The organism is Sphaerimonospora sp. CA-214678 (assembly GCF_050942215.1).
GTDB lineage: Bacteria > Actinomycetota > Actinomycetes > Streptosporangiales > Streptosporangiaceae > Sphaerimonospora.
Genome location: NZ_CP192056.1, coordinates 3,551,630 through 3,575,803, shown reverse-complemented (window position 1 = coordinate 3,575,803; position 24,174 = coordinate 3,551,630). Strand labels below are relative to the sequence as shown.

23 protein-coding genes are annotated in these 24,174 nt (G+C 70.9%); 9 read left to right on the top strand and 14 right to left on the bottom strand.

Features of this window, described 5'->3' with window-relative positions; all coding sequences use genetic code 11:
• Positions 1-406: 406 nt before the first annotated feature.
• Positions 407-1,807 (top strand): condensation domain-containing protein, encoded by a 1,401-nt coding sequence (locus ACQP1K_RS16105; RefSeq protein WP_433496522.1) that lies wholly within the window; start codon positions 407-409, stop codon positions 1,805-1,807.
• Between the two features lie 39 nt (positions 1,808-1,846).
• Here ACQP1K_RS16105 and ACQP1K_RS16100 read toward each other — a convergent pair whose 3' ends face one another.
• The 5 genes from ACQP1K_RS16100 to ACQP1K_RS16080 form a co-directional block, all read right to left on the bottom strand.
• The gene (locus ACQP1K_RS16100) at positions 1,847-3,112 is read right to left on the bottom strand and encodes a glycosyltransferase family 4 protein (RefSeq protein ID WP_433496521.1); all 1,266 of its coding nucleotides are present in this window, start codon (positions 3,110-3,112) and stop codon (positions 1,847-1,849) included.
• Positions 3,113-3,380: 268 nt separating this feature from the next.
• Positions 3,381-3,671: a hypothetical protein gene (locus ACQP1K_RS16095; protein WP_433496520.1), complete on the bottom strand. Its 291-nt coding sequence runs from the start codon at positions 3,669-3,671 to the stop codon at positions 3,381-3,383.
• Between the two features lie 248 nt (positions 3,672-3,919).
• Positions 3,920-5,362: an FAD-dependent oxidoreductase gene (locus ACQP1K_RS16090; protein ID WP_433496519.1), complete on the bottom strand. Its 1,443-nt coding sequence runs from the start codon at positions 5,360-5,362 to the stop codon at positions 3,920-3,922.
• 75 nt (positions 5,363-5,437) lie between these two features.
• Positions 5,438-6,880: an aldehyde dehydrogenase family protein gene (locus ACQP1K_RS16085; protein ID WP_433496518.1), complete on the bottom strand. Its 1,443-nt coding sequence runs from the start codon at positions 6,878-6,880 to the stop codon at positions 5,438-5,440.
• A 12-nt stretch (positions 6,881-6,892) separates the two neighbouring features.
• Positions 6,893-7,945, bottom strand: coding sequence for a nitrilase-related carbon-nitrogen hydrolase (locus ACQP1K_RS16080; RefSeq protein ID WP_433496517.1), 1,053 nt, complete (start codon positions 7,943-7,945; stop codon positions 6,893-6,895).
• A 168-nt stretch (positions 7,946-8,113) separates the two neighbouring features.
• On the opposite strand from ACQP1K_RS16080, the gene ACQP1K_RS16075 reads away from it, so the two are divergent.
• The 6 genes from ACQP1K_RS16075 to ACQP1K_RS16050 all read left to right on the top strand — a co-directional run bounded on the left by ACQP1K_RS16075 (position 8,114) and on the right by ACQP1K_RS16050 (position 13,184).
• The gene (locus ACQP1K_RS16075) at positions 8,114-8,956 is read left to right on the top strand and encodes a hypothetical protein (protein WP_433496516.1); all 843 of its coding nucleotides are present in this window, start codon (positions 8,114-8,116) and stop codon (positions 8,954-8,956) included.
• On the top strand, positions 8,953-9,120 hold the full coding sequence (locus tag ACQP1K_RS16070) for a hypothetical protein (RefSeq protein ID WP_433496515.1): 168 nt from the start codon (positions 8,953-8,955) through the stop codon (positions 9,118-9,120). The genes ACQP1K_RS16075 and ACQP1K_RS16070 overlap by 4 nt, the downstream gene beginning before the upstream one ends.
• Positions 9,117-9,368: a hypothetical protein gene (locus ACQP1K_RS16065; RefSeq protein WP_433496514.1), complete on the top strand. Its 252-nt coding sequence runs from the start codon at positions 9,117-9,119 to the stop codon at positions 9,366-9,368. The genes ACQP1K_RS16070 and ACQP1K_RS16065 overlap by 4 nt, the downstream gene beginning before the upstream one ends.
• A 227-nt stretch (positions 9,369-9,595) precedes the next feature.
• The gene (locus tag ACQP1K_RS16060) at positions 9,596-10,825 is read left to right on the top strand and encodes an ABC transporter substrate-binding protein (protein WP_433496513.1); all 1,230 of its coding nucleotides are present in this window, start codon (positions 9,596-9,598) and stop codon (positions 10,823-10,825) included.
• Between the two features lie 32 nt (positions 10,826-10,857).
• Entirely contained in the window at positions 10,858-12,507 is a 1,650-nt protein-coding gene (locus ACQP1K_RS16055; RefSeq protein ID WP_433496512.1) for an alpha/beta fold hydrolase, read from the top strand.
• Positions 12,504-13,184, top strand: a complete 681-nt coding sequence (locus ACQP1K_RS16050; RefSeq protein WP_433496511.1) for a hypothetical protein — start codon at positions 12,504-12,506, stop codon at positions 13,182-13,184. Before ACQP1K_RS16055 ends, ACQP1K_RS16050 begins: the two co-directional genes overlap by 4 nt.
• A 35-nt stretch (positions 13,185-13,219) precedes the next feature.
• On the opposite strand, the gene ACQP1K_RS16045 is transcribed toward ACQP1K_RS16050, so the two are convergent.
• The 9 genes from ACQP1K_RS16045 to ACQP1K_RS16005 form a co-directional block, all read right to left on the bottom strand.
• Entirely contained in the window at positions 13,220-13,930 is a 711-nt protein-coding gene (locus tag ACQP1K_RS16045) for an SDR family oxidoreductase (RefSeq protein WP_433496510.1), read from the bottom strand.
• A gap of 5 nt (positions 13,931-13,935) precedes the next feature.
• Entirely contained in the window at positions 13,936-14,868 is a 933-nt protein-coding gene (locus ACQP1K_RS16040; protein ID WP_433496509.1) for a VOC family protein, read from the bottom strand.
• On the bottom strand, positions 14,865-15,842 hold the full coding sequence (locus ACQP1K_RS16035; RefSeq protein WP_433496508.1) for a hypothetical protein: 978 nt from the start codon (positions 15,840-15,842) through the stop codon (positions 14,865-14,867). Before ACQP1K_RS16035 ends, ACQP1K_RS16040 begins: the two co-directional genes overlap by 4 nt.
• Positions 15,839-16,276 carry a YybH family protein gene (locus ACQP1K_RS16030; protein ID WP_433496507.1) on the bottom strand — a complete coding sequence of 146 codons (438 nt, stop codon included), beginning with the start codon at positions 16,274-16,276 and terminating at the stop codon, positions 15,839-15,841. The genes ACQP1K_RS16035 and ACQP1K_RS16030 overlap by 4 nt, the downstream gene beginning before the upstream one ends.
• A gap of 200 nt (positions 16,277-16,476) precedes the next feature.
• On the bottom strand, positions 16,477-16,941 hold the full coding sequence (locus ACQP1K_RS16025; protein WP_433496506.1) for a hypothetical protein: 465 nt from the start codon (positions 16,939-16,941) through the stop codon (positions 16,477-16,479).
• Entirely contained in the window at positions 16,938-17,984 is a 1,047-nt protein-coding gene (locus ACQP1K_RS16020; RefSeq protein ID WP_433496505.1) for an ABC transporter substrate-binding protein, read from the bottom strand. Before ACQP1K_RS16020 ends, ACQP1K_RS16025 begins: the two co-directional genes overlap by 4 nt.
• A 116-nt stretch (positions 17,985-18,100) precedes the next feature.
• Positions 18,101-18,970 carry an ABC transporter permease gene (locus ACQP1K_RS16015; RefSeq protein ID WP_433496504.1) on the bottom strand — a complete coding sequence of 290 codons (870 nt, stop codon included), beginning with the start codon at positions 18,968-18,970 and terminating at the stop codon, positions 18,101-18,103.
• Entirely contained in the window at positions 18,970-19,770 is an 801-nt protein-coding gene (locus tag ACQP1K_RS16010) for an ABC transporter ATP-binding protein (RefSeq protein WP_433496503.1), read from the bottom strand. The genes ACQP1K_RS16015 and ACQP1K_RS16010 overlap by 1 nt, the downstream gene beginning before the upstream one ends.
• Positions 19,767-21,557, bottom strand: a complete 1,791-nt coding sequence (locus ACQP1K_RS16005; RefSeq protein WP_433496502.1) for a thiamine pyrophosphate-dependent enzyme — start codon at positions 21,555-21,557, stop codon at positions 19,767-19,769. Before ACQP1K_RS16005 ends, ACQP1K_RS16010 begins: the two co-directional genes overlap by 4 nt.
• Positions 21,558-22,000: 443 nt before the next feature.
• On the opposite strand from ACQP1K_RS16005, the gene ACQP1K_RS16000 reads away from it, so the two are divergent.
• Together ACQP1K_RS16000 and ACQP1K_RS15995 are read left to right on the top strand one after the other, a co-directional pair.
• Positions 22,001-23,230, top strand: coding sequence for an ABC transporter substrate-binding protein (locus tag ACQP1K_RS16000; RefSeq protein WP_433496501.1), 1,230 nt, complete (start codon positions 22,001-22,003; stop codon positions 23,228-23,230).
• Between the two features lie 48 nt (positions 23,231-23,278).
• Entirely contained in the window at positions 23,279-24,151 is an 873-nt protein-coding gene (locus ACQP1K_RS15995; RefSeq protein ID WP_433496500.1) for a branched-chain amino acid ABC transporter permease, read from the top strand.
• The last annotated feature ends 23 nt before the right edge of the window (positions 24,152-24,174 follow it).

The window sequence follows — 24,174 nt, the reverse complement described above, 5'->3', positions numbered from 1 at the left end:
CTTCGTTGCCGAGTGCAAGATCGGTTAACCCATAGGTGCACGTCAGACGGCTCGCTTGCGAGGAACTGCAAGATCGCGAGATTGGTTTGCGCAGGTAGGGGGGTGGGTGTGCGAGAATTCGCAAGATCACGGACGGGGTTTGGATTGGGGGGTGAAACTTTCGGTTATCTATATTTATTGTTTCGGCACCATGGGTCGTCGTTGTTGCCTATTCTGCCCTGTGACGGATTCACGGTGACCTGATGGGATATTCTATGGCAGTTTGTGGTGCAGGTTCCCGAGCTCGGAGGCCGAAAACTTTCGGTGACTTTGGCCGAAAAACCCTGATGGCAGGGGCGACGGGACGGCACGTCAGCAGACACGGTTCCGCGGTCACCCGCGCCGGCCGCCCGGCGAGGTCGCCGCGATGACCCACGGATCCTTCCCGGACTCCGCGACCGTGACGTTCCACGGAGCACGCGCCGGTGAGGCGCCCCTGACGTGGGGACAGCGGCTGATGTGGCGGGCCGTTCATCTCATGGGGGATGGTCAGACCTTCCTCAACTGCCCCTGGGTGCTGCCCGTCTACGGTGAACGCGACCTCGGCGCCGTGCTGGACGCGCTGCGACGGCTGGTCGAGCGGCACGAGAGCCTGCGCACCACCTTCGCCGGCACCCCGGAGGGGCCCGTGCAGCGGGTGGCGCGCGACGGCCGGCTGGCCGTACGGCTGGTGGAGGCGGGATCCGAACCCGCGCTGCGGGTGGCCGAGCGGCTCGCGGGCGAGCTGCGCGGGACGGTATTCGCCCACGGGGAGGAGCTGCCGCTGCGCTGTGCCATCGTGATAAAGAACGGCCGGCCGAGGGCGCTGGGGCTCGCCTTCACCCACCTCGCGGTGGACTTCCAGGCGCTGAGCCTGCTCGCGGTCGAGTGGCGGGGGCTGCTCAGGGGCGAGCAGACGCCGCTCCCCGAGTGGCAGCCGATGGACCAGGCGGCCCTGGAGAGCACGGAGCCGTTCGCCGCCCGCTCGGCGAGATCGGTCCGATACTGGCGCTCGGTGCTGGAGGATGCGCCGCTCGACGTGTTCGACCACCTCCCGCACGAGGCGGACGACCCGCGGTTCATCGAGGTCGGCATGGAGTCCGTCGCGCTTCCCGTCGCGGCGGAACGGCTGGCCGAGCGCTGGTCGGTCAGCACGACGAGCGTCCTGCTCGCCGCCTGCGCGACGGTCCTGGCCACGGTGAGCGGCCGCCGGAGAGCGGTCATGCAGCTCGTCCACAGCAACCGCCGCGAGCCGCGTACCCGGGCCATGGTCGGCACGGTCGAGCAGGACGGGCTGTTCGCGCTCGATCTGCCCGGCTCCGATTTCGCCGCAACCTGCCGGGCCGCGCACCACGGTGCGCTCGCCGCTTACCGCAGCGCGCAGTACGACCCGTTCGCGATGCAGGCCATGCGGGAGGAGATCGGCCGCCTGCGCGGCCGGGAGCCGGATCTGGACGCGTTCTTCAACGACCGGCGGACGATCGCCACCTGGCCGAACCTGCCCAGAGCCGTCCACGACGAGGACCCGGCCCGCCTCGCCGAGCGGACCAGCACGCACGTCACGGACACCTGGCCCGGGGTGAGATTCAAGGTGTTCTTCACCGTGGGCACGGCCCTGCACACCGGGCAGCTCAGCCTCATCATCGACACCGCCTACCTGTCGCAGGACATGGCGCGGGCGATGCTGCTCGGCGTGGAGGCGCTGCTGGTCCGCGGCCTCACGGAAGACGTCCCGATGGCCGCGGCGGCGCAGGTGTGCGGGATCAGCGCGTACGACGGCACGGCCTGATCCTCGAGCCCCGGCCGGTCCGGGCCGAACGCGCCGATGTCACCGCATGGCCTCGGCGTACACCGCCAGCGTGCGCTCGCCCGTGAGCGCCCAGCTGTAGTGCCGCCGGACGTGCTCGGCGCCCCTGTGGGCGAGCCCGGCCGCCTCCCGGGGATCGTCGAGGCAGCGCAGCAGGGCCTCCGCCAGCTCCTGCGGGTCGTCGTGGGCGCAGCGCAGCGCGCCGTCCCCGACCACCTCGGATGAGAAGCCGGGCCCTACCACGACGGGCCGGGCCAGCGCCATGGCCTCGACGGCGACCAGGCCGAACGGCTCGTACACGGAGGGGAAGACGCACACGTCGGCGGCGAGGAAGTGCGCGAACACCTCCGCCGGCGGCAGGAACCGGTTCTCGGCGACCACCTGGGCGGCGACGCCCGTCTCCTCGATCGACCGGGTCAGCACCGCGGCCTCGCCGGTGTGCGGCGGCTCGGCGCCGATCAGCACGACCCGGGTGCCGGCGTGCCGGGCCGCGATCCGCGGTACGGCCCGCACCAGCGTGTGGACGCCCTTGTGGGGCGACAGGCGCCCCGCGAAGACGACCAACCGGCCCCGTCCCTCCGGCAGATAGCGGCGCCTGACCTCCCTGCGCATCCGGTCGCGTTCCTCCCCGGGCAGACCGGCCAGGCGCAGTAGCTCGGGGTCCTCGAAGCCGTGCGGCACGAGGCGTATCCGGTCGGCGGGCCAGCCCCCGGCCGCGAGTTCGTCGCGCATCGCGGCGCTCGGGACGACGATGAGCCGCGCCATCCGGGCCTGGACCGTCTCCAGGGCGTCGAGCAGGGCGGCGTGCGGCGGGCGGCGGCGCTCCGGTGCCGCGTTCAGCTCGCGGGTGTGGACGTGGAACACGACCGGCATGCGGCCGAGCAGTCCGCACACGATTCCGGCCGGGCAGCCCATCCAGTCGTGCACGGCCACCACGGCGCCGAGCCGTTCGGCCCGGGTGCGGCCCGCCTCCGCGCGCAGGATGCGTACGGCGGCGCGCAGGTTGAACACGAGCAGCCCGGCCGTCCTGGCCAGCAGCCGCAGCGCCCGCGGCAGGCGGGGATTCCCGGCGAGGCCGAGGCCCGCCGCGGTCAGCCGGTGCAGCGTGACGTCACCAGAGCGTTCGGTCCGCCGTGCCCGTCCGCGGCCCGCGGTCCCGAACACCACGATCGGAACACCGCATTCGCCGAGGACCGGCATCATCCGCTCGGCGTACCGCCCGAGGCCGCCCACGACCTCCGGCGGGACCTCGGAGCAGACGGCGTAGACCCGGTCAGGAAGGCGCATCGGCCCACTCCCCACTGCTGGCTGTCGTCTCTATCCAGTGGCTCACCCCGCCCGGTCGTCCGGCGGCGGCACGCGGATCGAGATCTTCCCGGCCCGCCGTGCTCTCCTCGACGCCGGGCCCGGTCATGCCCCGACAGACCGGAGCCCTGGGCGTCCGGCCGGACATGGTCTGGATCGCGGCTGCGAGCACCGGGTCGCGGATGGTCGGCGTGCTCCAGGACCCGCCGTGCCGAGGCCGCGCTCACGCGTCCGCGGGCCGAGGCCGCGCTCACGCGTCCGCGGGAGCGAGGCCGGGAGTTCCCTCCTGGCCGAAGGCGATCACGATGTACCTGCCGTTGGCGTAGCTGACCACGGGCCGCTGGAGCAGGTCGCCCACCCTGCGGGCGACCTGCTGGAACAGTTCCACCATCTCCTGGGTGTCGGCGCTCACCCTGAACCGTCCGTCGGTGACGAGGTGCCGGGCGACGAGGGTGGTGAAGGTCTCCTCGGCCCGGGTCCGCTCCTCCACGTCGAGAGGAGTGCGCCGAGGTGCGGGCGGCACGCCGAGAGGGTGGGTCATCGCCGGTCTCCCTGTTCCTTGTGATCGCGGTCCTTGTGATCGGGGCCGGTCCAGCATGTCATGATCTGCCCCCCGGGGCGGCCGCACCGGGGATCGTCAGCGGTAGGCGGGGCGGCCTCGATCGCCGCGCGGAGCCGATGGTAGGCGCCGACGGTCGTCGTCGGTCGACACCCGAGATCTGGGGCCGCCGGTCAGCCGGAGCCGGATGCATACCTGGTGTCATCGCAGCCGGCGTCCGGCGTCACAGATCACCCGTCCCGGGCGGCGAGGCGGCGGCCCAGCAGCCGGCCGAACGTGATGGCGGGCGTGACCAGCATCCCCGAGCAGAAGCTCTGCCCGCAGGTGGCCGCCGCGCCGATCACCTCGCCGATGGCGTACAGGTTGCGCGCCGACGAGCCGTCGGTACGCCGCACGCGGAAGTCCGAATCGATGTCGAGACCGGCGAACGTGACCAGGGAGATGGCGTGGTTGCGTATCGCGTAGAAGGGCGGGCGCGCGAGCGGCAGCGGCAGATGGGTGCGGCCGAAGTCGGGGTCCTCGCCGGCGGCCACCGCCTCGTTGTAGCGGGCGGCCGTCGCGACCAGCCCAGCCGGGTCGATCCCCGCCTTGGCGGCGAGCTCCTCCAGCGTGCCGGCCGAGTGCACGCCGGCGCGCCGGTCGGCGCGGTCGCGGAGGTCCTCGGGCGTCCAGCCCACCACGAGCGGGCGGCCCGACCGGGTCGACTCGACCATCGCGTCGTCGAACACGGTCCAGAAGGTCATGTCGTCGATGCGGGTGAGCGCGCGTTCCTTCTCGTCGATCGAGAGCTCGTCCTCGGCGACCCAGCGCCGGCCGTGCCTGTCGACGTAGATCTCGACGGGCGGGCGTTCGGCCGCGATGAGGAGCTGCCGATCCGACCAGTTGGCCCTTCCCGGCGAGGTCGGATGGGGCAGGCCGCCGAAGGTGGGCAGGAACGATCCCGTCCCGGCCACGGCGGCCCCCAGCTCCCTGGCCAGGTGGATCCCGTCACCGGTGGAGGTCGGGTGCGCCGCCGACACGAGCGGGGCTCCCTCCAGCTCCAGGAACAGCTCCGGGTCGGCCGCGAACCCGCCCGTGGCCAGGACCACGTGACCGGCTCGCACCGCCACGTCCTCGACGCCGCCGCGCAGGACGGTCACCCCGCCGACCCCGCCGACCCCGCCGTCCTCGCCGGGGGTGAGCCCGATCACCGGGGAGTTCTTCCACAGGTCCAGCCGGCCCGTGGCGACGGCCTCGTCCAGCAGGCGTTCGAACACTTCGAGGATCGAGATCGCCTCGTCGACCCCGTAATAGGTCCGTGCCGTGGTGTACGGCTCGTGGCCGTAGATGATCCGCGGCGTCTCCGAGGCGAAGCGGAAACCCCGGTCGTCCAGCCAGTCGACGGTCTCGGCGGCGTTCTCCGCGGTGATGCGGACGAGGTCGTCGCGGGCGGTCCCGGCGCTGATCCGGCGGATGTCCGCCAGATGCGCCTCGACGGAGTCGGCGATGCCCCGCTCGGCCTGCCGCCGCGTCCCCGCCGCCGCCATGTGCCCGCCCGATATGTGCAGCGTGCCGCCGATCTGGTGGTCCTTCTCCACCAGAAGCACCCTCGCACCCCCGAGCGCCGCCTCCGCGGCACAGGGAATGCCGGCGGTGCCGGCGCCGACCACCACGAGGTCGTAGCTGTGTTCCACTGGTGGATCTCCTGTAGTGCTTTCCGACGTCGCAAGATCACGGAATGGGGAGCGTCACGGTGGGGACACCGTTGATCATCGCTCCTCGGCCGGGCCGGAGGCGCCGTCGTAGTACCAGGGCCGGGGACCGGTCGCGGTGCGTACGAGCAGGGCCCGCCGGCGCAGGAAGCGCCGTACGGAGGGCGGGCCCATCCGGGAGGCGCCGAGACCGGACAGTTTGAAGGAGTTCTTCTCCACGGAGGGGACCATTCCGGTGAGGCAGGCGTCGTTGACGCTGACCGCCCCCGCGTCGAGGCGGTGCGCGATCGACAGCGCCTCGTCGGCCGTGCCCGCGAACACGGCGGCGCTGAGCCCGAAGTCGGTGTCGTTGGCGAGTGCGACGGCCTCGTCCGCGCCGTCGTACGTCATCACCGGGATCACCGGCCCGAAGGTCTCCTCGCGCATCACCCGCATCGTGTGGTCGACGTCGGTCAGCACGGTCGGCCGCAGGTAGACGCCGCCGCCGAGGTCCTCGATCGTACCGCCGGTGCGCACCCGGGCGCCCTTCGCGACGGCGTCGTCCAGGTGCTCGCGGATGGTCTGCGCCTGCGCGGCCACGATGATCGGTCCGATCTCCCCGTCCCCGAGGCCGGGGTGGGCGAGCCGTACGCGCTCCGCCTTGGCGACCAGTGTGGCCGTGAACTCGTCGGCGACGCGCCGGTCCACGTAGACGCGCTCGATCGACATGCAGGAATGGCCGGAGTTGATGGTCGAGCCCCACAGGAGCGCGGAGGTGGCGACGTCGAGGTCGGCCGATGCCGTGACGATCGCCGGGTCCTTCCCGCCGAGCTCGAGGAACGCCGGGATGAAGCGGGCGGCCGCGGCGGCGGCGATGACGCGGCCGGTCCGCACGCTGCCGGTGAAGCAGACGGCGTCGACGACCTCGATCATCGCGGCGCCGGTGGAGCCGTCGCCCTCGACCACCGCGAACACGTCGGCCAGACCCGGGGTCTCCTGGACGCAGGCGCGCAGCACGGGAATGAAGCGGGGCGTCATCTCACTCGGTTTGAGCAGCACGGCCGATCCCGCGAGCAGTGCGGGCACCGCGTCGATGAGCGCGAGCTGGAACGGGAAGTTCCAGGGGGAGATGACCGCGACCAGGGGGTAGGCCACCAGATCGGCCGAGGCCTGGACCTGCGGATCGGGAGTGGGGACGGGTGCGGCGGGGGCGAAGGTCTCCTCGGCGAAGAGACAGGCCCGGTCGATGCTCCCGACGGCCGAGTCCACCTCCATCTCGGACGCCCACCGCCGTCCCGTGTCGGCCTCAAGCCTGGCGACGATCTCCTCCCGGCGCCGGATGATCGCCTCTTTGAACCGCTTCAGGACGGCGATTCGCCGCTCGACCGGCAGCGCGGCCCACTCCGTCTGGTGCGCGCGCAGCCGCTGCTCGGTGAGGGCCGTCTCCTCGGTGTCCGCAGCGGCGATCGTGTAGTCCGCCAGGCCCGTACGGGGGTTGCGGACGGAAATCCTCTTCGTCATCTCAACCGTTCCTCAGATCAGGCCCTCGGCGGACAGCCGCTCGATCACGTCACGCTGGGTCGTCGCGAAATGCCCGCGGGACGTCTCACCGGGCCGCACGCTGTTCGGCGGATAGAAGGATGTGCCGGCGTAGCTGGGCGCGTAGAGCTCGAAGCGCTGACGGGGGAGAAGGTTCATCATCTCCGGTGTACGGCGCGCGCGGCGCAGCGCGGCCAGGTCGACCTCCGCGTTGGCGGCCATCGACTCGCCCTGACCGGCCTTGGCGATGACGATGCCACGGTGGTCCACGATCTGGCTGCCGCCGTCGCCCGACTCCGCGGGCAGACCGGTGCCGTGCAGCCCGGCCGTGTTGGCGGAGACGACGTACGCGCCGTTCTCGACGGCGCGGGCGAGCTTGGCGACGTTCTTCGGCGACAGCAGCGCGCTGCAGACCTCCGAGGAGCTGTGCAGGAACACCTCGGCGCCGCGCATGGCGAGGCAGCGGGCGACCTCGGGGAAGAGGATCTCCTCGGACGCGATCGCGGCCAGTGTCCCGATCTCGGTCCTGGCCACGGGGAAGAGCGCCTCCTCGCCGTAGACGGACAGGTAGTCGGTGAGGAGGTCGTGCGGGGTCACGGCGTACATCGAGTTGAGCCGCCGGTAGCGGAGGACGACGTCGCCGCGCGGGTCGAACACGACCGAGGCCTGGAAGTAGACGCCGGGGAAGTGCTCGTCGAGTTCGTAGCCGTTCACGCACAGGAACACCTCGGCGTCGCGGGCGATTTCGCCGAGGCGGGCGTACTCGGGACCGCCGGGCGCCAGCGCGGCCCGCTCGCACCACTCGCCGAACGGCTCCCCGATGGGGTGGCCGGTGAGGAGGTATTCGGGGAGGACCACGAGCCGCAGGCCCGGCCCGACGAAGCGCTTCGTCGCCGTGATCTGCTCCCGGACCCGGTCGATGGCCGCGCGGATCAGGTCGCGGCTCGCCGCGCTGTCAGCGGCCCGGTTGACGGCATGACACGCGGTCTGCAGCGCGACCGCGCGGTAGGCGGTCACCGGCGGCTCACCCGCCATATCTCGACTCACAGGAGCTCCGTTCCACACCTCGAAACATCGTTTCTATCTGGACTATAGGGAAGAGTCTCCCGGATGGGGAAGTCCCGGGGCTTCATTGACACCGGACATGCCGTCGCTCTAGCCTGAAACGGCGTTCCATACAATGGAACATTGGTCTCGACGAAACGGAGGCGCGGTTTGTCGCTCGGAGCGGTCGTGGAGGCCGTCATCGCATGCCGGAGTGTCGAGGCGTCGGTCGCCTTCCACACCCGGGCGTTCGGCCTCGACGTGATCGAACGCAACGGCGCCGAGGCGCTCATCGGGGTCGACGGCGTGGAGACCGGCCGGATCAGGCTCGTCCCCGCCCCCGCAGAAGCGGCGGCCTCCGCCGATCCGAGAATCTGGGACCTCGGCCCCCGGCTGCTCGGCATGTACTCCAGGGACCTCGCCCGGACGACCCGGATGATCGACGAGGCCGGCGGCCGGTCCCGGCCGATCGCGACCTATCCGTACGGCTCCGGCTCGCTGAGCGAATGCGTCGCCCTCGGCACCGACGGCGTCTGGTGGACGCTGCCGCAGGCGGGCGCCGCGCACCGGCCCAGCCCCGCGCTGGAGACAGACCCGGACCGGCTGCACGGAGAGCTGCACACAGCCGTCATCGTGCCCGCCGACCACGATGAGGCGCTGCGCTTCTTCGTCGACGGCGGCGGACTGTCCGTCCTGTTCGACGGCGAGATGAGCGGCGAGACGTTCGAGCACATGGTCGGCATGCCGGATGGGGCGAGCCTGCGGCTCTCCTTCCTCGTCTCCGCCGACCAGGCCCCCGCCCGTTTCGAGATCATGTCCTTCACCGGGGTCGACGCGGCCGACCTGACGGACCGGCGGCTCGGGCTGCGCCGGGTGGCGTTCGCGGCTGACGATCCCGGCGCGATGGCGGCCACGCTGGAGGCGTACGGCGGCGTCCGCCTCGGCGAGCGCGTCCTGCGCGGACCGGCCGGCCTGGAGGTGGAACTGCGCGAGCCGCCGGGAGGCGCGCGATGACCGCGGCGGATCTCGGATATTTCGACGTCGTGGTCGTCGGAGCCGGGACCGGCGGCCTGTGCGTCGCCATCGAGGCCGCGGCCGGGGGCGCGAGCGTGTACGTCGGTGGCATGAGCGTCACGCCGGCCATGAGAGGTGCTCGGCAACAACGTCTTCGCCGGTGACAGCACGCCGGGGCGCGGCCATCCCGGGCCTGTACGCCGTGGGCGTGACGGCGTCCCACGGCTCAGCGCCGCTCGTCGAGAGCGTCACCTCGGCGGTGCTCGGCGTCAGCGACTACGAGGTGCCGCCGGGCGACAGGACCGTGTCGGTCACCGAGGCTTCTGGTTCGGGCCGGACGGGACCGACATCGTCTTCGTGCGGCCGGGCGAGGCGCGCGGTGAGCCGCGCTGAGCGGTTTCAACTGAATTAAACAGTAGACCGATTCGTTGACATGGGGCGTCCGTATTCCTAGGCTCGCCGTAACGCTGTTCCGTCTAGTGGAATCTTTTGCTTGTGATCAATCGGCGAACCACGAGTTCCGCCACGTCGGCGACATCCACCATCTACCGCCGGGACCAAGGACGCGGACGGCTGATTCGTCACCGACGTCACCACTAAGTCCTGATAAAGCCTGATATTCGCCGAAAGGACCCCCCGATGACCTTCAACACCGGTCGCAAGATGACCGCGCTTCTCGGCGCTGCGCTGCTGCTCACCGCCTGCGCGGGAAAGGAAGAACGCGCCGAAGGCACGCAGGCCGCCTCCGGTAACGGCTGGAGCGCCGGCCTTCCGGTGGTGAAGGTCGGCCTCATCGGCCCCATGACCGGGCCGTTCGCCGTCGCCGGCATCTCGCTGGAGAACTCGCTGAGGGTCGAGATCGACAGGCTCAACGGCGAGGGCGGCGTCGGCGGGGCCGAACTCGAACTCGTGGTCCGCGACTCCGGCCTGGACCCGGCGAAGGCCGTGCAGGCCGCCAACGAGTTCGCCGGCGACGACAGCATCAGGCTGGTCGTCGGGCCCGCGCTGTCCGCGTTCTACAACGCGGCCAAGGGCAGCTTCGAAAGCAGCAAGAAGATCAACTGCCAGCCCATGGTCGCGACCGGCGACTTCAGCACGCTGAAGTACGGCTTCCGCGCGCAGGACCCGGTCAGCCTCGATGTCGCCAAGATGATCGAGTACGTCAAGGGCGCCGGGGCCACCTCGATCGGCGTCATCTACGAGGGGGACGACGCGGGCAAGGGCACCGCCGACGAGGTCAAGGCCCAGGCGGAGGCGGCCGGTCTCACCTGGAAGGGGTTCGAGGCGACCCGGCCCGACGACCAGTCGCACCGCGCGTACGTCGACAAGCTCAAGGACGCCGGCGCGATCTGGATCTCCAACTCGGCGAGCGGCGCCAAGACCATGGCCGCCACGGGCGAGGCGGGCTACAAGGGCCTCATCGTCGGCGGCTCTGGGGCGCGCAACATCTCGTTCGTCGAGGCGGCCGGCGACGCGGCGGACGGCGCGCTCTTCAGCGCCACCTACTACCCCTATCCGAGCCGCGACTCCCGGGACACCTGGAAGGCCGGCTACCGCAAGCACATCGACGAGATCGAGAAGCGGTTCGGCAAGAACGTGGGCCCGAAGACGGGGGCCGAGTCGCCCAAGGCGGCGGAGATCGCCGCCGACTGCGCGCTCGCGTACGTGAAGGCGGCCGACCAGGCCCGCTCCATCGACCCCGACGCCGTCGCGGCGGCCATCGAGAACCTGGAGATCTCGGACCAGGAGACCCCCTCCGGCAACTCCATCTCTCCCGAGAAGCATGAGTTCTTCGGGATGGACGACATCCACATCTACCAGTGGAAGAAGGACGACAAGGGCTGGGCCACCGTCGAAGTCACCAAGTGACGCGAGCGCGAACGCGCGTGGAGCCGCACTTCGTGACGGTAGGCGACCGTCAGGTCCACTACCTGAGAACCGGGCGAGGCGTGCCGCTCGTGCTCCTGCACGCCTCGCCGGGTGATCATCGTCCGCTGCGCCGCCTGGCCGGGGAGCTGGCCGCCGGGTTCTGCGTGTACGCACTCGACACCCCCGGCCACGGCGGCTCGGACCGGCTCCCGGTCGCCGAGCCCGGGATGGCCGACTACGGGGCGGCGCTCGGAGAGACGCTGACCGCGCTCGGCCTGGAGCGGGTCCATCTGTACGGCACGCACACCGGGGCGAAGATCGCGCTGGCGTTCGCCGCCGAGCATCCGCACCGGGTCGCCTCGCTCACGCTCGACGGGCTGGGCGTCTCGACTCCGCGGGAACGGGCCGACCAGCTCGCGCACTACCTCCCTCCCGTGCTGCCGCGGGGGGACGGCGCCCACCTGGTCGCGGCCTGGCACCAGGTGCGCAACATGTTTCTGTTCTGGCCCTGGTACCGGGAGGAGCCGGGGGCGCGGCTGGCCGCCGCGATGCCGTCCCCCGGGTCGCTGCACGAGATGACGACGGGCCTGCTGGAGGCGGGGGAGGCCTACCCGCTGGCGTACCGGGCCGCGTTCACCTGCGACCCGCTCCCGCTGCTCGATCGGCTCGCGGTGCCGGCTCTTGTCCTGGCCTCGCCCGACGATCCGCTGCACGCGCACCTCGCCCGGCTCAGAACCGGGACCCCGGCCGGAGCCCCGGATGCCCGGATCCGGGTCGAGCACCTCCCGCCCGGGGCCGGCCCCGCGCTGGTGGCGGCCCGGCTGCGCGCCCACCTCGCCGGTCGGAGCGCGGGCATGTCACCGGCTCGGCGGCCGCCCGAGGCGCCCGTCACCGCCCGGCCGGCCCGCCGATATGTCCCGACCCGGCTGGGCCGGACCCTGATCAGATGGGCCGCGCCGCCGGCCGGGGCCCGGCCGCTGGTGGTCCTGCCACCGGCTCCCGCCTCCGGAAGCGCCGTGGCTGAACCGCTGGAAGCGGTCGGCGCGGGCCGCCCGGTCGTCGCCGTCGACCTGCCGGGCACCGGCGGCTCCGAGCTGCGCGGGCCCCTCGATCCGGACGTGGACGAGCTGGCCGGGGCCGTGGCGGACGTCCTGGACGCGCTCGGCCCGGGCGAGGTCGATCTGTACGGCACGGGCGCCGGCGGCGTGATCGCCGCCGCCCTGGCCCGGCGTCATCCGGCGCGCGTGCACGCGCTGGCGCTGGCCGCGCCGCCCGATCCGGGGGCACTCACCGCCGATCTGGCCGCGCGCAGGACGCCCTCGCTCACACCGGACGACCACGGCGTGCATCTGCTGCGGGCCTGGCACCTGGTCCGCGACGGCGCGCTGCTGACGGCCCCTTCCGGGGACCGCGATGGGCGTCACCGCCTGGATCCGGCCGAGCTGCACCGGCGGGTTCTCGACGTGCTGAAGGCGTGGCCGTCGTACGGTTCGGCCTTCCGCGCCGCGGTGGCCGCTGCCCTCGCCGGGCCGCCCGGCGATCCGCGGACCCCGGTGGTCGCCGCCGACCCGATCTGGGATCCGTTCCTGGCCGGGGCGCAGGCCGCCCCGCCGTCTTCCGCCCGCGACGGACGCGGCGGAATCGTCGCGCTGCTCAGCGCTCTGGACGAGGTGGGAAATTGACCCGATACCGATATGGCGCCATCGACTACGTCGGCGACGGCGTCGGCCTGCGCGGCCGCGAGGAGTGGACCCTGACCGCGGCCGAGGACGGCACCCGCACGCTGCGGGCCCACTGCCGCATGTGGGACAGCCGGATCGAACGGGACGTCGTGCACACGGTCTCACCCGGGTTCCGCCCGCTGCGGACCTTCATCAGCCACCGGGTGGCCGGTGAGTTCCTGGGGGAGGGCTGGTTCGTCATGGGGGACTCCGTGGTGGAGTCGCACCTGCTGCTCCGCGAGGAGGGCCGCGTGTCGCAGCGGATCGACCTGGCGGCGCCGCCGCCCTTCTTCGTGCCGCACGCGGTCTGCTGCGACTCCTGGATCGTCCCGTCCTACGACCTGGCGGCCGGCGGGCGGCAGCCCCTGGTGGGCGGGTTCCGGTCGTCGCCCCGGCCCAACGGCGCCACCGGCCCCTACGCCGAGGAGATGACCGGTATCACCGCCGCCCTCCTCGGCGAGGAGACGGTCACCGTCCCCGCCGGGACCTTCGACACCTGGCACTTCCTGCTGACCAGCGACGGCGGCGCGCAGGAGCACCTGTGGACGACCCGCGACGGGGACTGGCTCATGGTGCGGCTGCGCTCCGACCGGCTGTCGTCCACCTATCGGCTCGCGGAGCTGCGTGAGGAGTCGTGACCGGCCCGGGTCCCGGCGGCGGGCGCGGCCGGGACTCAGGCCGGGGGGAGCTGCCCCAGGTCGAGGCGGGTGACCACGGCGGCGCCGTCCAGCGCGAGCAGGTTCCGCACCAGCTCTCCGACGACGGAGGCGTCCAGCCGGTCGGGGTCGACCCGGTTGGACAGCTCGCTCTTCACCCTGGCCGCGACCACGAGATCGGTCACCTTCACCAGGTGGCCGGCCGTCTCCTGGCGCAACGTGTCGGACAGGCCGAGCAGTCCGAACTTCGACGCGGAGTACGCCGCACCGGTCGGGTAGCCGCGCAGGCCGGCGCCGGAGTTCACGTTGACGATGTGGCCACGTGCACCCGCGACCGGCTCCTGCCCGATCATCTGCCGGGCCGCGGCGCGGGCGCACAGGAACGCGCCGGTGAGGTTCGCGTCGAGGGTCTCCGACCACGCCTCGTCCGTCAGCTCCAGGATCTCGCCCTTGCGGAACACGCCGGCGTTGTTGACCAGCACGTCGAGCCTGCCGTACCGCTCGGCGACGCGCGCGACCACCGCGTCGACCTGCTCCGTCACCGTGACGTCGAGCGGCATGCCGTCGGCGGCGCCGCCCGCCGCCCTGATCGCCCCGGCGACCTCCGACACCCGGTCGGCGCGCCGTCCAGCGCACACCACGGCGTACCCCGCCGCCGCCAGCGACTCGGCGGCGGCCCGGCCGATGCCGCTGCCGGCGCCGGTCACCAGTGCGACACCCCTGTTCATCGGCTTCATCGGCATTGGTAGAACTCCAGCACTTCGCCGTCCGGGCCGAAGAAGGTCCGCACGAGGGACGGGCCGTACGGCGGCAGATCCAGCTCGACGGGGTCGCACACCGGCTCGGCGCCGAGCACGCCGAGCAGGTCGGCCGTCGCATCGAGGTCGTCGGTCTCCATCGAGACCGAGAGGATGCCGAGGTTGGGCGGGACCGCCCGGTCGCGCTGCTGCTCGCCGGGGAAGCCGACGTACTGCGCGAGCTCCACCCGGCCGTTGAGGCTGCCGCCGGGGACGTACAGGTTGATGTTGTGCAGTCCGGTCCCCGGCGGGAGATGGAAGAACGACTCCATGTTCTCGATCAGCTTGTCGTACAGCACTTCGTAGCCGAGCGCGGTGTAGAAGGCCGCTGACCTGCGGGCGTCGGCGACGTGGACCGCGACGGTCTGCAGCTCGCTCGGCCGCCCGTCGTAGTCGGCCAGCGGCGAGCCGTCGCCGGCTTCGAGCTGGAACACGTCCAGCAGGACGCCCTCGGGGTCGTAGGACAGCGAGTCCCAGGCCGAAAGTTCCGGCGTCACCGTCCAGTGGGTCGGCTCCGATCTGGACCGGCCGCCGGCCGCGCGCAGGCGGTCGATGGTCGAGTGGATGTCGGGCACCCGGACGTTGAGCGCGTAATGGCCGTAGTCCTGCGGCCGGGAGTAGTCGCCCCAGTACGGCTCGCCCGGGACGTCGAATCGGACCAGGCGCAGCAGCCCGGCGGTCGCGCCCGCCGGACCCATGACGACCGCCCGGCCGGTGAGGCCGCCCGGCATCCGCCAGGCGAGCTCCGCCTCCCGGCCGCCGACCGTTCCCTCACCGAGACGGGCATAGCCGAACGTGTCCGCGTAGAAGGCGCAGGAGCGGTCCAGATCCGCGACGGCCACCGTCGCCAACCGAAGCTCGCTGATCACGACATGTTTCCTTCCGTACCGTGCGCCACGATGTGGACGCGCTCGCCCTCGACCCCGAAGATCATGAATGCCCGGCGGTCGCCCAGCGGGCCGGCCCCGGTCACCCGTGCGGGTCCGGCGCGGTGGCCGTCCGCCAGTACGGCCGCGTGCGCCGCGTCCAGATCGGCGCAGGCATAGGTGACCATCGCGGTGCCGCCGGGAAGCCGCCCGCCGCCGCCCGGCGGATCGATTCCGGCGCCGGGGTGGCCCTGCAGCTCGATCGCGCCCCGTCCGGTGCCCTCGCGGCCGCTCTTCAACAGGCTCATCTCCACCGGTGTGCCTGTCTCGATGCCCCACGCGTCGTGGATGGGCCCCGAGGTGAGCCGCTCGCTCATCAGCGGCGGCATGGCCAGCGTCCGCGCGTACAGCCGGCGGGCCTCGGCGTACCGGTCGGTGCGCAGGTGGACCTCGAAAACCGGCCCGGTGCCGGACTCCGCCCAGGGGAAGCGCCGTCCCTCGGGCTGGGTGATCCCGGTCGTGAGGATGAGGTGGGTTCCCCACGGCATCCGCCAGACCGTGGACCGGTGGACGTTGCTGCCCATCGAGGACAGGTCGGCGGTGAACGGGTGGACGACGGGGACGGCGCCGGGCCATTCGGCCAGCCGGGCGGCGGCCGCGTCGACGTCCTCGACCACCAGCTCGACGGAGTCCCAGCCGCGCGGCAGCGTGGGCAGCACGGGCCGGGGCGAGCCGGTGACCAGGCACACCATCCCGTAGGAGAACCCCGGGGGACCGAGCAGCGCCCAGCGGCGACCGGGCACCGCCGGCCGGACGTCCCAGAACGTCTCGAACTCCTCGTTCAGCACGCCCGTGCCCCGGGGCTGGAGGCCGAGCAGCCGCTGGAAGCGTTCGGCCGTGCCGTCGAGATCGGGGACCTCGATCCACACGCAGACCAGTTCCTCGGCCGGCGCCGGTCCGGACGGGGCGCCGGTCACGAGATCGGGGTGGCGCCCTCGGGCCACCAGTCGCCCGCGCCGTACGGGTCCTTCAGCGGCTGGGAGCCGTGCTCGTGGACGATCCGCCAGCGACCGTTCTCGCGGCGTACCAGCCAGGTCATCCGCATGCGCAGCCGCCCGGCCTTGCCGTCGCCCATGATGTCGTAGTCGATGACGCCCACGACCTGGGCCAGTGTGTCGCTCTCCCAGACGAAGGGGCCCTCGACCCAGCGGAATCCGTCGATGCGGATCGGCGCCTTGAAGTACGCCTCCCAGCCCGCCTTGATCCGGTCACCGCCGTGGGTGGTCCAGCGCGGTCCCTCGACGAAGACGTACGCGTCGTCGGCGGGGGAGAAGGTCTCCAGCACGCCGTCCAGCCGCCGTTCGATGACGGCGGTGAGCATCGCCTCGGCGGTGCCGAGCGGTGTCGTCATGAGTGCGCCCTTCTGCTGTCCTGAGCCGATCCATCTGTTCCACCAGTTAGAACAATGTTTCAACTCCTCGGTGAGCCTAATCGTCTGACGTATCTGGGGTCAAGGCTCGCGAGGGGTCGCGCGCTCGTGATCCCGCACGCGACGCTGCGAGATCACGAACGCTCGGGTGCGGGCCGGACGGCCCGCGAGAGACCGCAGGATCACGGGGTCGGGGCGGCGGAGGTGAACCAGCGCTCCGGCTCGGCTCCCGGGACGCGCTCCTCGTCGATGACGGTCAGCCGGACGAGGCTGTCGCCCTCGAAGTGCTGCCAGAGCCGCGTGCGCCGTTCACCCGATCGCCTCGACAGCTCGACGATGCGCTCCTGCGGCCGGTCGTGCCAGCCGAAGGTGAACAGGATGCCCTGGTCTCCCGCCCGTACGGTGGACCCCCACATCCGGGTGTCCTGGAACTGCACGGAGTCGCCGTCCACGATGGCGTGGAAGTGCATGACGTGCGGTTCGGCGCCCTCCTTGAGGTAGACCACCTTCTCGGTCCAGTCGGTGCCCTCCATCCGCCCCTCCTGGCGGCTGCGGAATCGTTCGATCAGGGTCCCGTCCTGCTCCAGGATGGTGTACGTACCGTTCCAGACCCCGTGCATTCCCACGAGGAGGTCGGCGATGGTCATGGTTTCATCTCCTTGGCTTCGGCCAGCAGCGTGTCGAGCACGAGCTGGTCGATGTCGGCCTGCTTGGAGATGACGCCCTCGGCGAGGAGCATCTCCTGCAGATCCACCCAGCGCTGCTTGTCCATGGTCAGCAGCTTGTCGTCGCCGTTCGCCGTGTAGAGCGGGCGGACGAGGTCGAGCTGGCGCTGCGCCTCCTCCTCCTTGATCTCACGGTTGTAACGGCGGACGTATTCGATCGTCGTCTTGTCGTTGGCCTTGTCCAGCACGAACTCCAGCCCGGCGTAGAAGGCGGCCAGCATCTTCACCACGACCTCGCGGTTGGCGTCGAACTCCTCCTTGGTGGTGAAGTAGGTGTCGGCGGGGACGGCCACCACGTCGTCGAACGCGACGGCCTCCACCCCGGTGCCCGCCTCCTCGAGCGCCACCCGCTCGGCCGCGCTGCCGATCCACGCCGCGATGTCGCCCCGCTTGGCGAACTCGGCCGCCGCCGTGCCCAGGCCGACCACCTTGCGATCGATCGACCCCGGATCGATCCCCGCCTTGCGCGCCATCAGCGTGATGAGCACATCGGTGGTGCCGCCGGCCGAGATGACGCCGAGGCTCTTGCCGGCCAGTTCGCTCACCGACTTGATCGGGGCGTCCTTCAGCGACTGCAGCTCGAAGGCGCTGCGCTGCACCAGCGTGCCGAACGCGACGAACGGCGCGCCCTCGTTGGCGACCGACTGGAGGATGCTGATGGACTGCACCCGGGAGTAGTGCGTGGTCTTCGCGAGCAGCCCCTGCAATGCCTGCGGGGTGCCCGTCGACGAGATCACGGACCCGTCGATGCCGAGCTTCGAGAAGAAGCCGGCCTCCCGGGCCACGATCTCGGGGGCGTTGCCCACGTTGAAGCCGAGCGCGGTCTGATAGATGCGCTTGACCGACGGCTCGCCGCCGGAGGCCGCGGCCGGGCCGTCGTCTTCGCCGCAGGCGGCCATCAGCCCGATGGCGGGAACCGCCAGTCCGAGTCGGGTGGCGAGACCGAGCAGCTCCCGCCGATTCATTCCTTGCCTTCCAGGCATCGTCGAACCTTCTATCGTGGGGGGTGAGTGTGGGTGTGGTGGTGATCCGTCGACGGCGTCCGTGGGGCAGCCGGGCAGGTCGCGCCCGGAGACCTTCCCTAGACGCCCTCCTCACGCAGGGCTCGCACCGACTCGTGCCAGGGGATGAGCAGGCGCTTGAGCGCGACCACCGATCCGTACAGCACCAGGCCGAAGACGGCCATCAGCACGATGGAGCCGAAAAGCATGTCGATCTGAAGGTTGTTCTGGAGGTTGAGCGCGTAGCGTCCGAGGCCCTTGTCGCCGCCGAGGTACTCGCCGACGATCGCGCCGATGGTCGCGAGCACGATCGCGACCTCCATGCCCGCCAGGATGTACGCCAGGGTGTGCGGCAGATCCACCTTGCGGAACCGGTACCAGTCGCTCGCGCCGACCGAGGTGCACATCTCCTTGGTCGATCGCGGCAGCGACTGCACCCCGAACGCCGTGTTCGTCATGATCGGGAAGAACGCCACGATGGCCGCCAGGGCGATCTTCGAGCCGGGCCCGAACCCGAACCAGAGCACGAACAGCGGCGCCAGCGCCACCTTGGGGGTGACCTGGGTGGCCACCACGAACGGCTTCAGGATGCGGGCGAGGATCCGCGACTTGCCGATGAGGAAACCCAGCGTGACGCCGACGGCGATGGCGATGGCCAGTCCAGACAACGTCTCGGTGAAGGTCGCCCACACGTGGACCTGCCAGATGTACGGATCGGTCACCTGCTCCTTGAGCGCGGCCAGCACCGCCTCCGGCGTGGGCATCACAAACGGCGAGAGGTCGGTGATCGCCAGGTACAGCTTCCAGCCGAAGTAGATCGCCACCAGCACCAGCGGCGTGGTCCACCACACCATCCATCGGTCGAGCGCCTGCCGCCATCCGCGTCCGGCGGCCGGGGCCGGCACCGGGGAGTCCGTGTCGTCGATCGCATCGACCTGGTTCTGGCTCATCACGCGGACTCCTGCGGGGTGAAGTGGTCGCTGAGGAAATCGCGCAGCTTGGCGGCGGTGGCCAGGAACTCCGGGGTCATCGTCGCATCGAGGCTGCGCGGACGCGGTGTGGTGATCCGCAGGTCCTCGACCACCCGGCCGGGCGAGGCGCCCATCACCACCACCCGGTCGGCGAGGAACACGGCCTCGTGCACCGAGTGGGTCACGAAGACCACCGTCTTGCGGCGCCGCATCCAGATCCGTTGCAGTTCGAGGTTGAGCACGTCGCGGGTCTGCGCGTCGACGGCGCCGAACGGCTCGTCCATCAGGAGGATGTCCGGGTCGTAGGAGAGCGCCCGCGCGATCGCCACCCGCTGACGCATGCCGCCGCTGAGCTCGTGTGGAAGCTTGCCCTCGGCGTGGGAGAGGCCGACCAGCGCCAGCATCTCGGCCGCCGCCCGCCGGCGCTCGGCCCTGGGCATCCCGCGCACCTCCAGCGGCACCGCGACGTTGGCCAGCGCGCTGCGCCAGGGCAGCAGGTTGTGCTCCTGGAACACGAATCCGACGCTCGCCAGGATCCGGCGCCGGGCCGCCTTGGACGCCGCGGAGATCGACTCGCCGTTGATCAGCACCTGGCCGCTCGTCGGCTGCTCCAGTCCCCCGATCATCCGCAGCAGCGTGGTCTTGCCGCATCCGGAGGGGCCGAGGAGCGCGACGAACTCGCCGTCTTCGACGGCGAGTTCGATCGTGCCGAGAGTCGGCGTCTTGCCCGGGTCCGGGTCGAAGCGCTTGGTGATCCGGTCGACGTGGATCGCGGTCATCGGCCCACTCCGTTCGCACTCGCCTGCGCCGCCTCGACACGACCCAGGTGGTCCGGCATCCAGGCGTCCACGACGGCGGGGATCCGGTCCCGTTCGACCGCGGCCCGTGCCGCGCGCAGCACCTCGCGAAGCTCGCCCGGGGTGCGGGCGCGGGCGCCGTACGCACCGGCGGCCCGGGCCTCGGCGCCGTAATCCGGCGGGGGATCGATGGCGCCGCCCGTGTAGTCGCCGGCCGCCGAGACGTAGCCGCCGGGGTAGTACGAGTCGACGTGGCTGGTGCCGGTCCGGTATCCGCGATTGTTCGCGATCACCGTGAGCACCGGTGCCGCCATCCTGGCCTGCGTCCACAGCGCGGCGCCGGACACGCCGAAGAGGTATCCGCCGTCGCCGGTCGCGCACACCGTGGGACGGTCGCCGGAGGCCAGCCGTGCGCCCATCGCACCGGAGGTGGCCCAGCCGAGGCTTGAGCCGCCGTTCATGAACAGGGTTCCCGGCACGCCGCGGTGGACCAGTCCAGCGGTGTCGCCGAGTTCCTCGATGAAGAGGTCCTCGGGCCCGATCACCTCGTTGATCGCGGTCCCGAACACGGTGGGGGTGATGACGGAGCCCGCCATCTCCCGTGCGATCAGGTCCGCCCGCAGGCGCAGCCCCTCGGCGTGCGCCCGCTCGTGCCGGCGGGTGCGCTCCTCGATCCGTGCTGAGGACGCCGGATCGCGCAGCCGGCGCAGTTCCTCCAGCAACGCCGGCAGGAACGCCGCCGGGTCGGCGAAGAGGCGCAGCCGCGCGGGGAACTCGTACAACGGGATCTCCGCGCAGATCGGATCGGTGCCGGCGACGGCGATCCACGCCGCGGCCGACGGTGCCCGGGACGCCGGGACCCAGGGGAGCGGATGGTCCAGCACCAGGATCATGTCGGCCTGGTCCACCGCCGGCGCGCCCCAGCGGGACGGATGGTCGTCGCGGAGGTTCATCCGGTGCCGGGTGGCCGTCACCGAGACCGCGAACTCGGCGGCGAGCCGGTCGAGCGCCGCGACGGCGGACGCGTCCGTGCCGACCCGATCGGTCAGGATCAGCGGGCGGTGCGCGGCGAGCATCCGGCGCGCGATCTCCCGGATCCCCTCCTCATCTCCCTGGCCCAGACGGGCGACTCCCAGCCGCTCCACCGCGACCGGTGCGCCGTCGACCATGTCCTGGGCCAGCACTTCGGCGGGCACCGCCAGATAGACAGGGCCGCGTGGCGGCGTCAGCGCCACCTGCATGGCCCGGGCCAGCACAAGCCCGACGTCGTCGTACGGAGCGAGCCGGTAGTCCCATTTGGTGTACTGACGGAACAGTCCGCCCTGGTCCCAGCGCTGCTGGTTCCAGAAAGCCTGGCTGGTCCGGCGCTGCGGATGGGTCGCGGGATAGCCGCTGATCAGCACCAGGGGGTACTGCCCGCGCAGGGCGGTGTGCAGTTCGGCGCCGAAGTTCAACGGCCCCATGTCCGCGTGCGCCACCACGGCGGCGGGCCGGCCGGTCACCATCGACTCGCCCATCGCCGCCGAGATGGCGACGTGTTCGTGCACGGTCATGGCCAGGCGTGGTACGGCGATGCCGTGGTGCCGGGCCTTCGCGTGCGCCTCCTGGAGGGGGACCAGTTCCGAGCCGCTGCAGAACCAGAGGCGCTCCACCCCGTTGCCGGCCAGCGTACGCAGGATCACCTCCGCGACCGCGGTGCCGCGGGGACGCAGCAGGCCGGGCTCGTCCGGCGTTCCTCCCGAGGCCGATCCGGTCTCAGTCACCGCCATTCGGATTCCTTTCAGTGGAACGCCGTTTCAAGTTTGGAACGTGATCCTAGAAGGGGGAGCGGAGGGCGTCAATAGCCGTCTCCGAGGGACTGCGCGATCCGGGCTCGCTTCGCCTCGGGTGGTCGGTAGCGGGCCGGTACGGCCGCCGGGCGATCCGATGCCGCCCGCATCGCCGGCATCGTCCTCGATGGTGATCGCCGATCGACGGGAAACCGCTCGGGTGAAGGATGGGCGGTCGCCGTGGGCCCCGGATCAGATCAGATCGGAAATGTGGACTCGTGCAGACGTTTTCGCATGTAAACCGATGTATGGGGGCCTGTGCGGGCGGCGAATTTCTGAGCTGAAATACTTCGGCGACCTCTTGACGTCACCCGGACCCCACCCTAAGGTTACCAGCATTCCGCCATGCGGAACCCTGTTTCAAATCCTCCGGAGGCGCGGAAATGGCGAGAAAGCTCGGTGGGCTGACAGCGGTGGTCACGGCACTACCGCTGGTGATCAGCGGATGTGGTGCCGGCGGATCAGGCGGCTCCGGGGGCGACGGCAATGATGGGAACGTTCCCACGACCGTCAAACTCGGGGTGATCCAGCCGATGACCGGTGCGTTCGCCGTTCTCGGAACCGTGATGAAGAACTCGATGCAGGTTCAGGTCGACAAGATCAATGCAGCGGGTGGCGTCAACGGAGCCAAGCTCGAACTCGTGATCCGGGATATGCAACTCGACCCCGCGAAAGCGGTGCAGTTCTCCAACGAATTGGCGCGCGACCCTCAGGTGAAGCTGGTCGTCGGCCCCTCGATCTCGGCCTTCTACGAGGCGGCCAAGAAGACGTTCGAGGACACCGACATGCTGAACTGTCAGCCGGCCGTCGCCAGCCAGGACTGGTCCGCCCTGAAGGTCGGCTTCCAGGCGCAGGACGAGGCCGAGACGGTGGTCGTGCGGCTGCTGGAGTTCCTCCGGAGCAAGGGCATCACCAAGATCGGCATGGTCGAGAACAACGACGACGGCGGTCGCACCTACCACGGCCTGTTCGAGAAGCTGGCCCCGGACTACGGGGTCGCCATCGTCGGCTGGGAGCAGTCCCGATCCGACGACCAAAGCCACCTCGCCTACGTGCAGAAGCTCATGGGCAAGGGCGCCGAGGCGATCTGGATGAGCAACGTCGCGTCCGGCGCGCTGACCGCGGCCGCCGCCGGCAAGGCCGGTTTCCAGGGGCTCCTCATCACCGGGAACGGACTGAGTTCCCTCCCGAACATCGAGGCCACCGGTGACATGCTCGGAAACACGGCGTTCACCGCGGGAGGGTTCTACTACGCCGCCGAGGACAAGAGCTCCTGGCCCGCGGGGTACAAGGAGTGGGCCGAAGCCCTGGACAAGCAGTTCGGCAAGGACACCGGTCCGAAGACCGGGGTGAGCATCCTGCGCGGAGCGCCCCAGGCGGCCGACTGCGTCGCCGCGTTCTCGGCCGCGGCGGAGGAGGCGCAGTCCTTCGACCGGAAGAAACTCGCCGAGGCGATGGAGACGATCTCCATTCCCGGAAGCGAGTCGCCGTCGGGCTGTGACATCCGTCCCGGCGACGACCACTCCCTCTACGAGGCGAGCTGCGGACGCGTTTACATCTGGAAAAAGGGCGCCGGTGGCTGGGTCACCGAGGACGTCACTCCAGACAAATAGCGGAAGGCCCGGCCCGGCGAGGAGCCGCTGACGAATGGGGAGAATCTGATGAGCGCCGACGTCGTGTACGCCGGGCTTTTCTCGGGCGCGGTCTATGCCCTCGTGGCGTTGGGACTGACGATCATCTACAAACCGACCCACATCCTGAACTTCGCCCAGGGCCAGGCGATCATCCTCGGCGCCATCGTGGTCTATCAGGTGATGACGCTCTGGGGATGGGGGTGGTGGGCGGCGCTGCTGCTGCTGTTGGCGGCGGGAGGGATCCTTGGGGTGCTGACCGAACGGCTCACCACCCTGCCGGCCAAGCGGTCGGGATCCGTGTACGGCTGGATCATCGCGTCCTTCGCCGTGACGATGGTGTTCGAGTCGGTGTTCTCCCTGAAATACATGAACGTCCCGGCGCTGACCGCCGACCCGATCCTGGGAGGCGAGGTGCGCCTCCCGGGCGGCAGCCTGAGCACCCAGGGACTGGTCACGATCCTCGTGGCGGTCCTGGTGACCCTGGCCTATATGGCGATGTTGCGATACACGCCGCAGGGGATAGCGATCCGGGCCATGTCGCACAGTCAGGACACCGCGCTGCTCATGGGCGTCCCGGTCGGCCGCATCGTCGTGGTCAGCTTCGTGATCGGCACGTGTGTCACGGCGCTCGCCGGCTTCCTGGCGGCGCCGGAGCTGTTCATCCTGCCCACCGTCGGCCTGGTCTTCACGATCAAGGGATTCATCGCCTCGGTGATCGGGGGCCTCGGCTCTCCCCTCGGCGCCATCGTCGGCGGCTTCCTCGTCGGACTGCTGGACACCGCGCTCAGGACACAGTTCAACGGCTCGGCCGGGAACTTCGCGGTGTTCACCATCCTGGCCATCGTCCTGGTGGTCTTCCCGCGCGGGCTTTTCGGTGAAAGGGACGTGACCAGAGCATGAGTCGGGTAACCGGCGCCCCCATG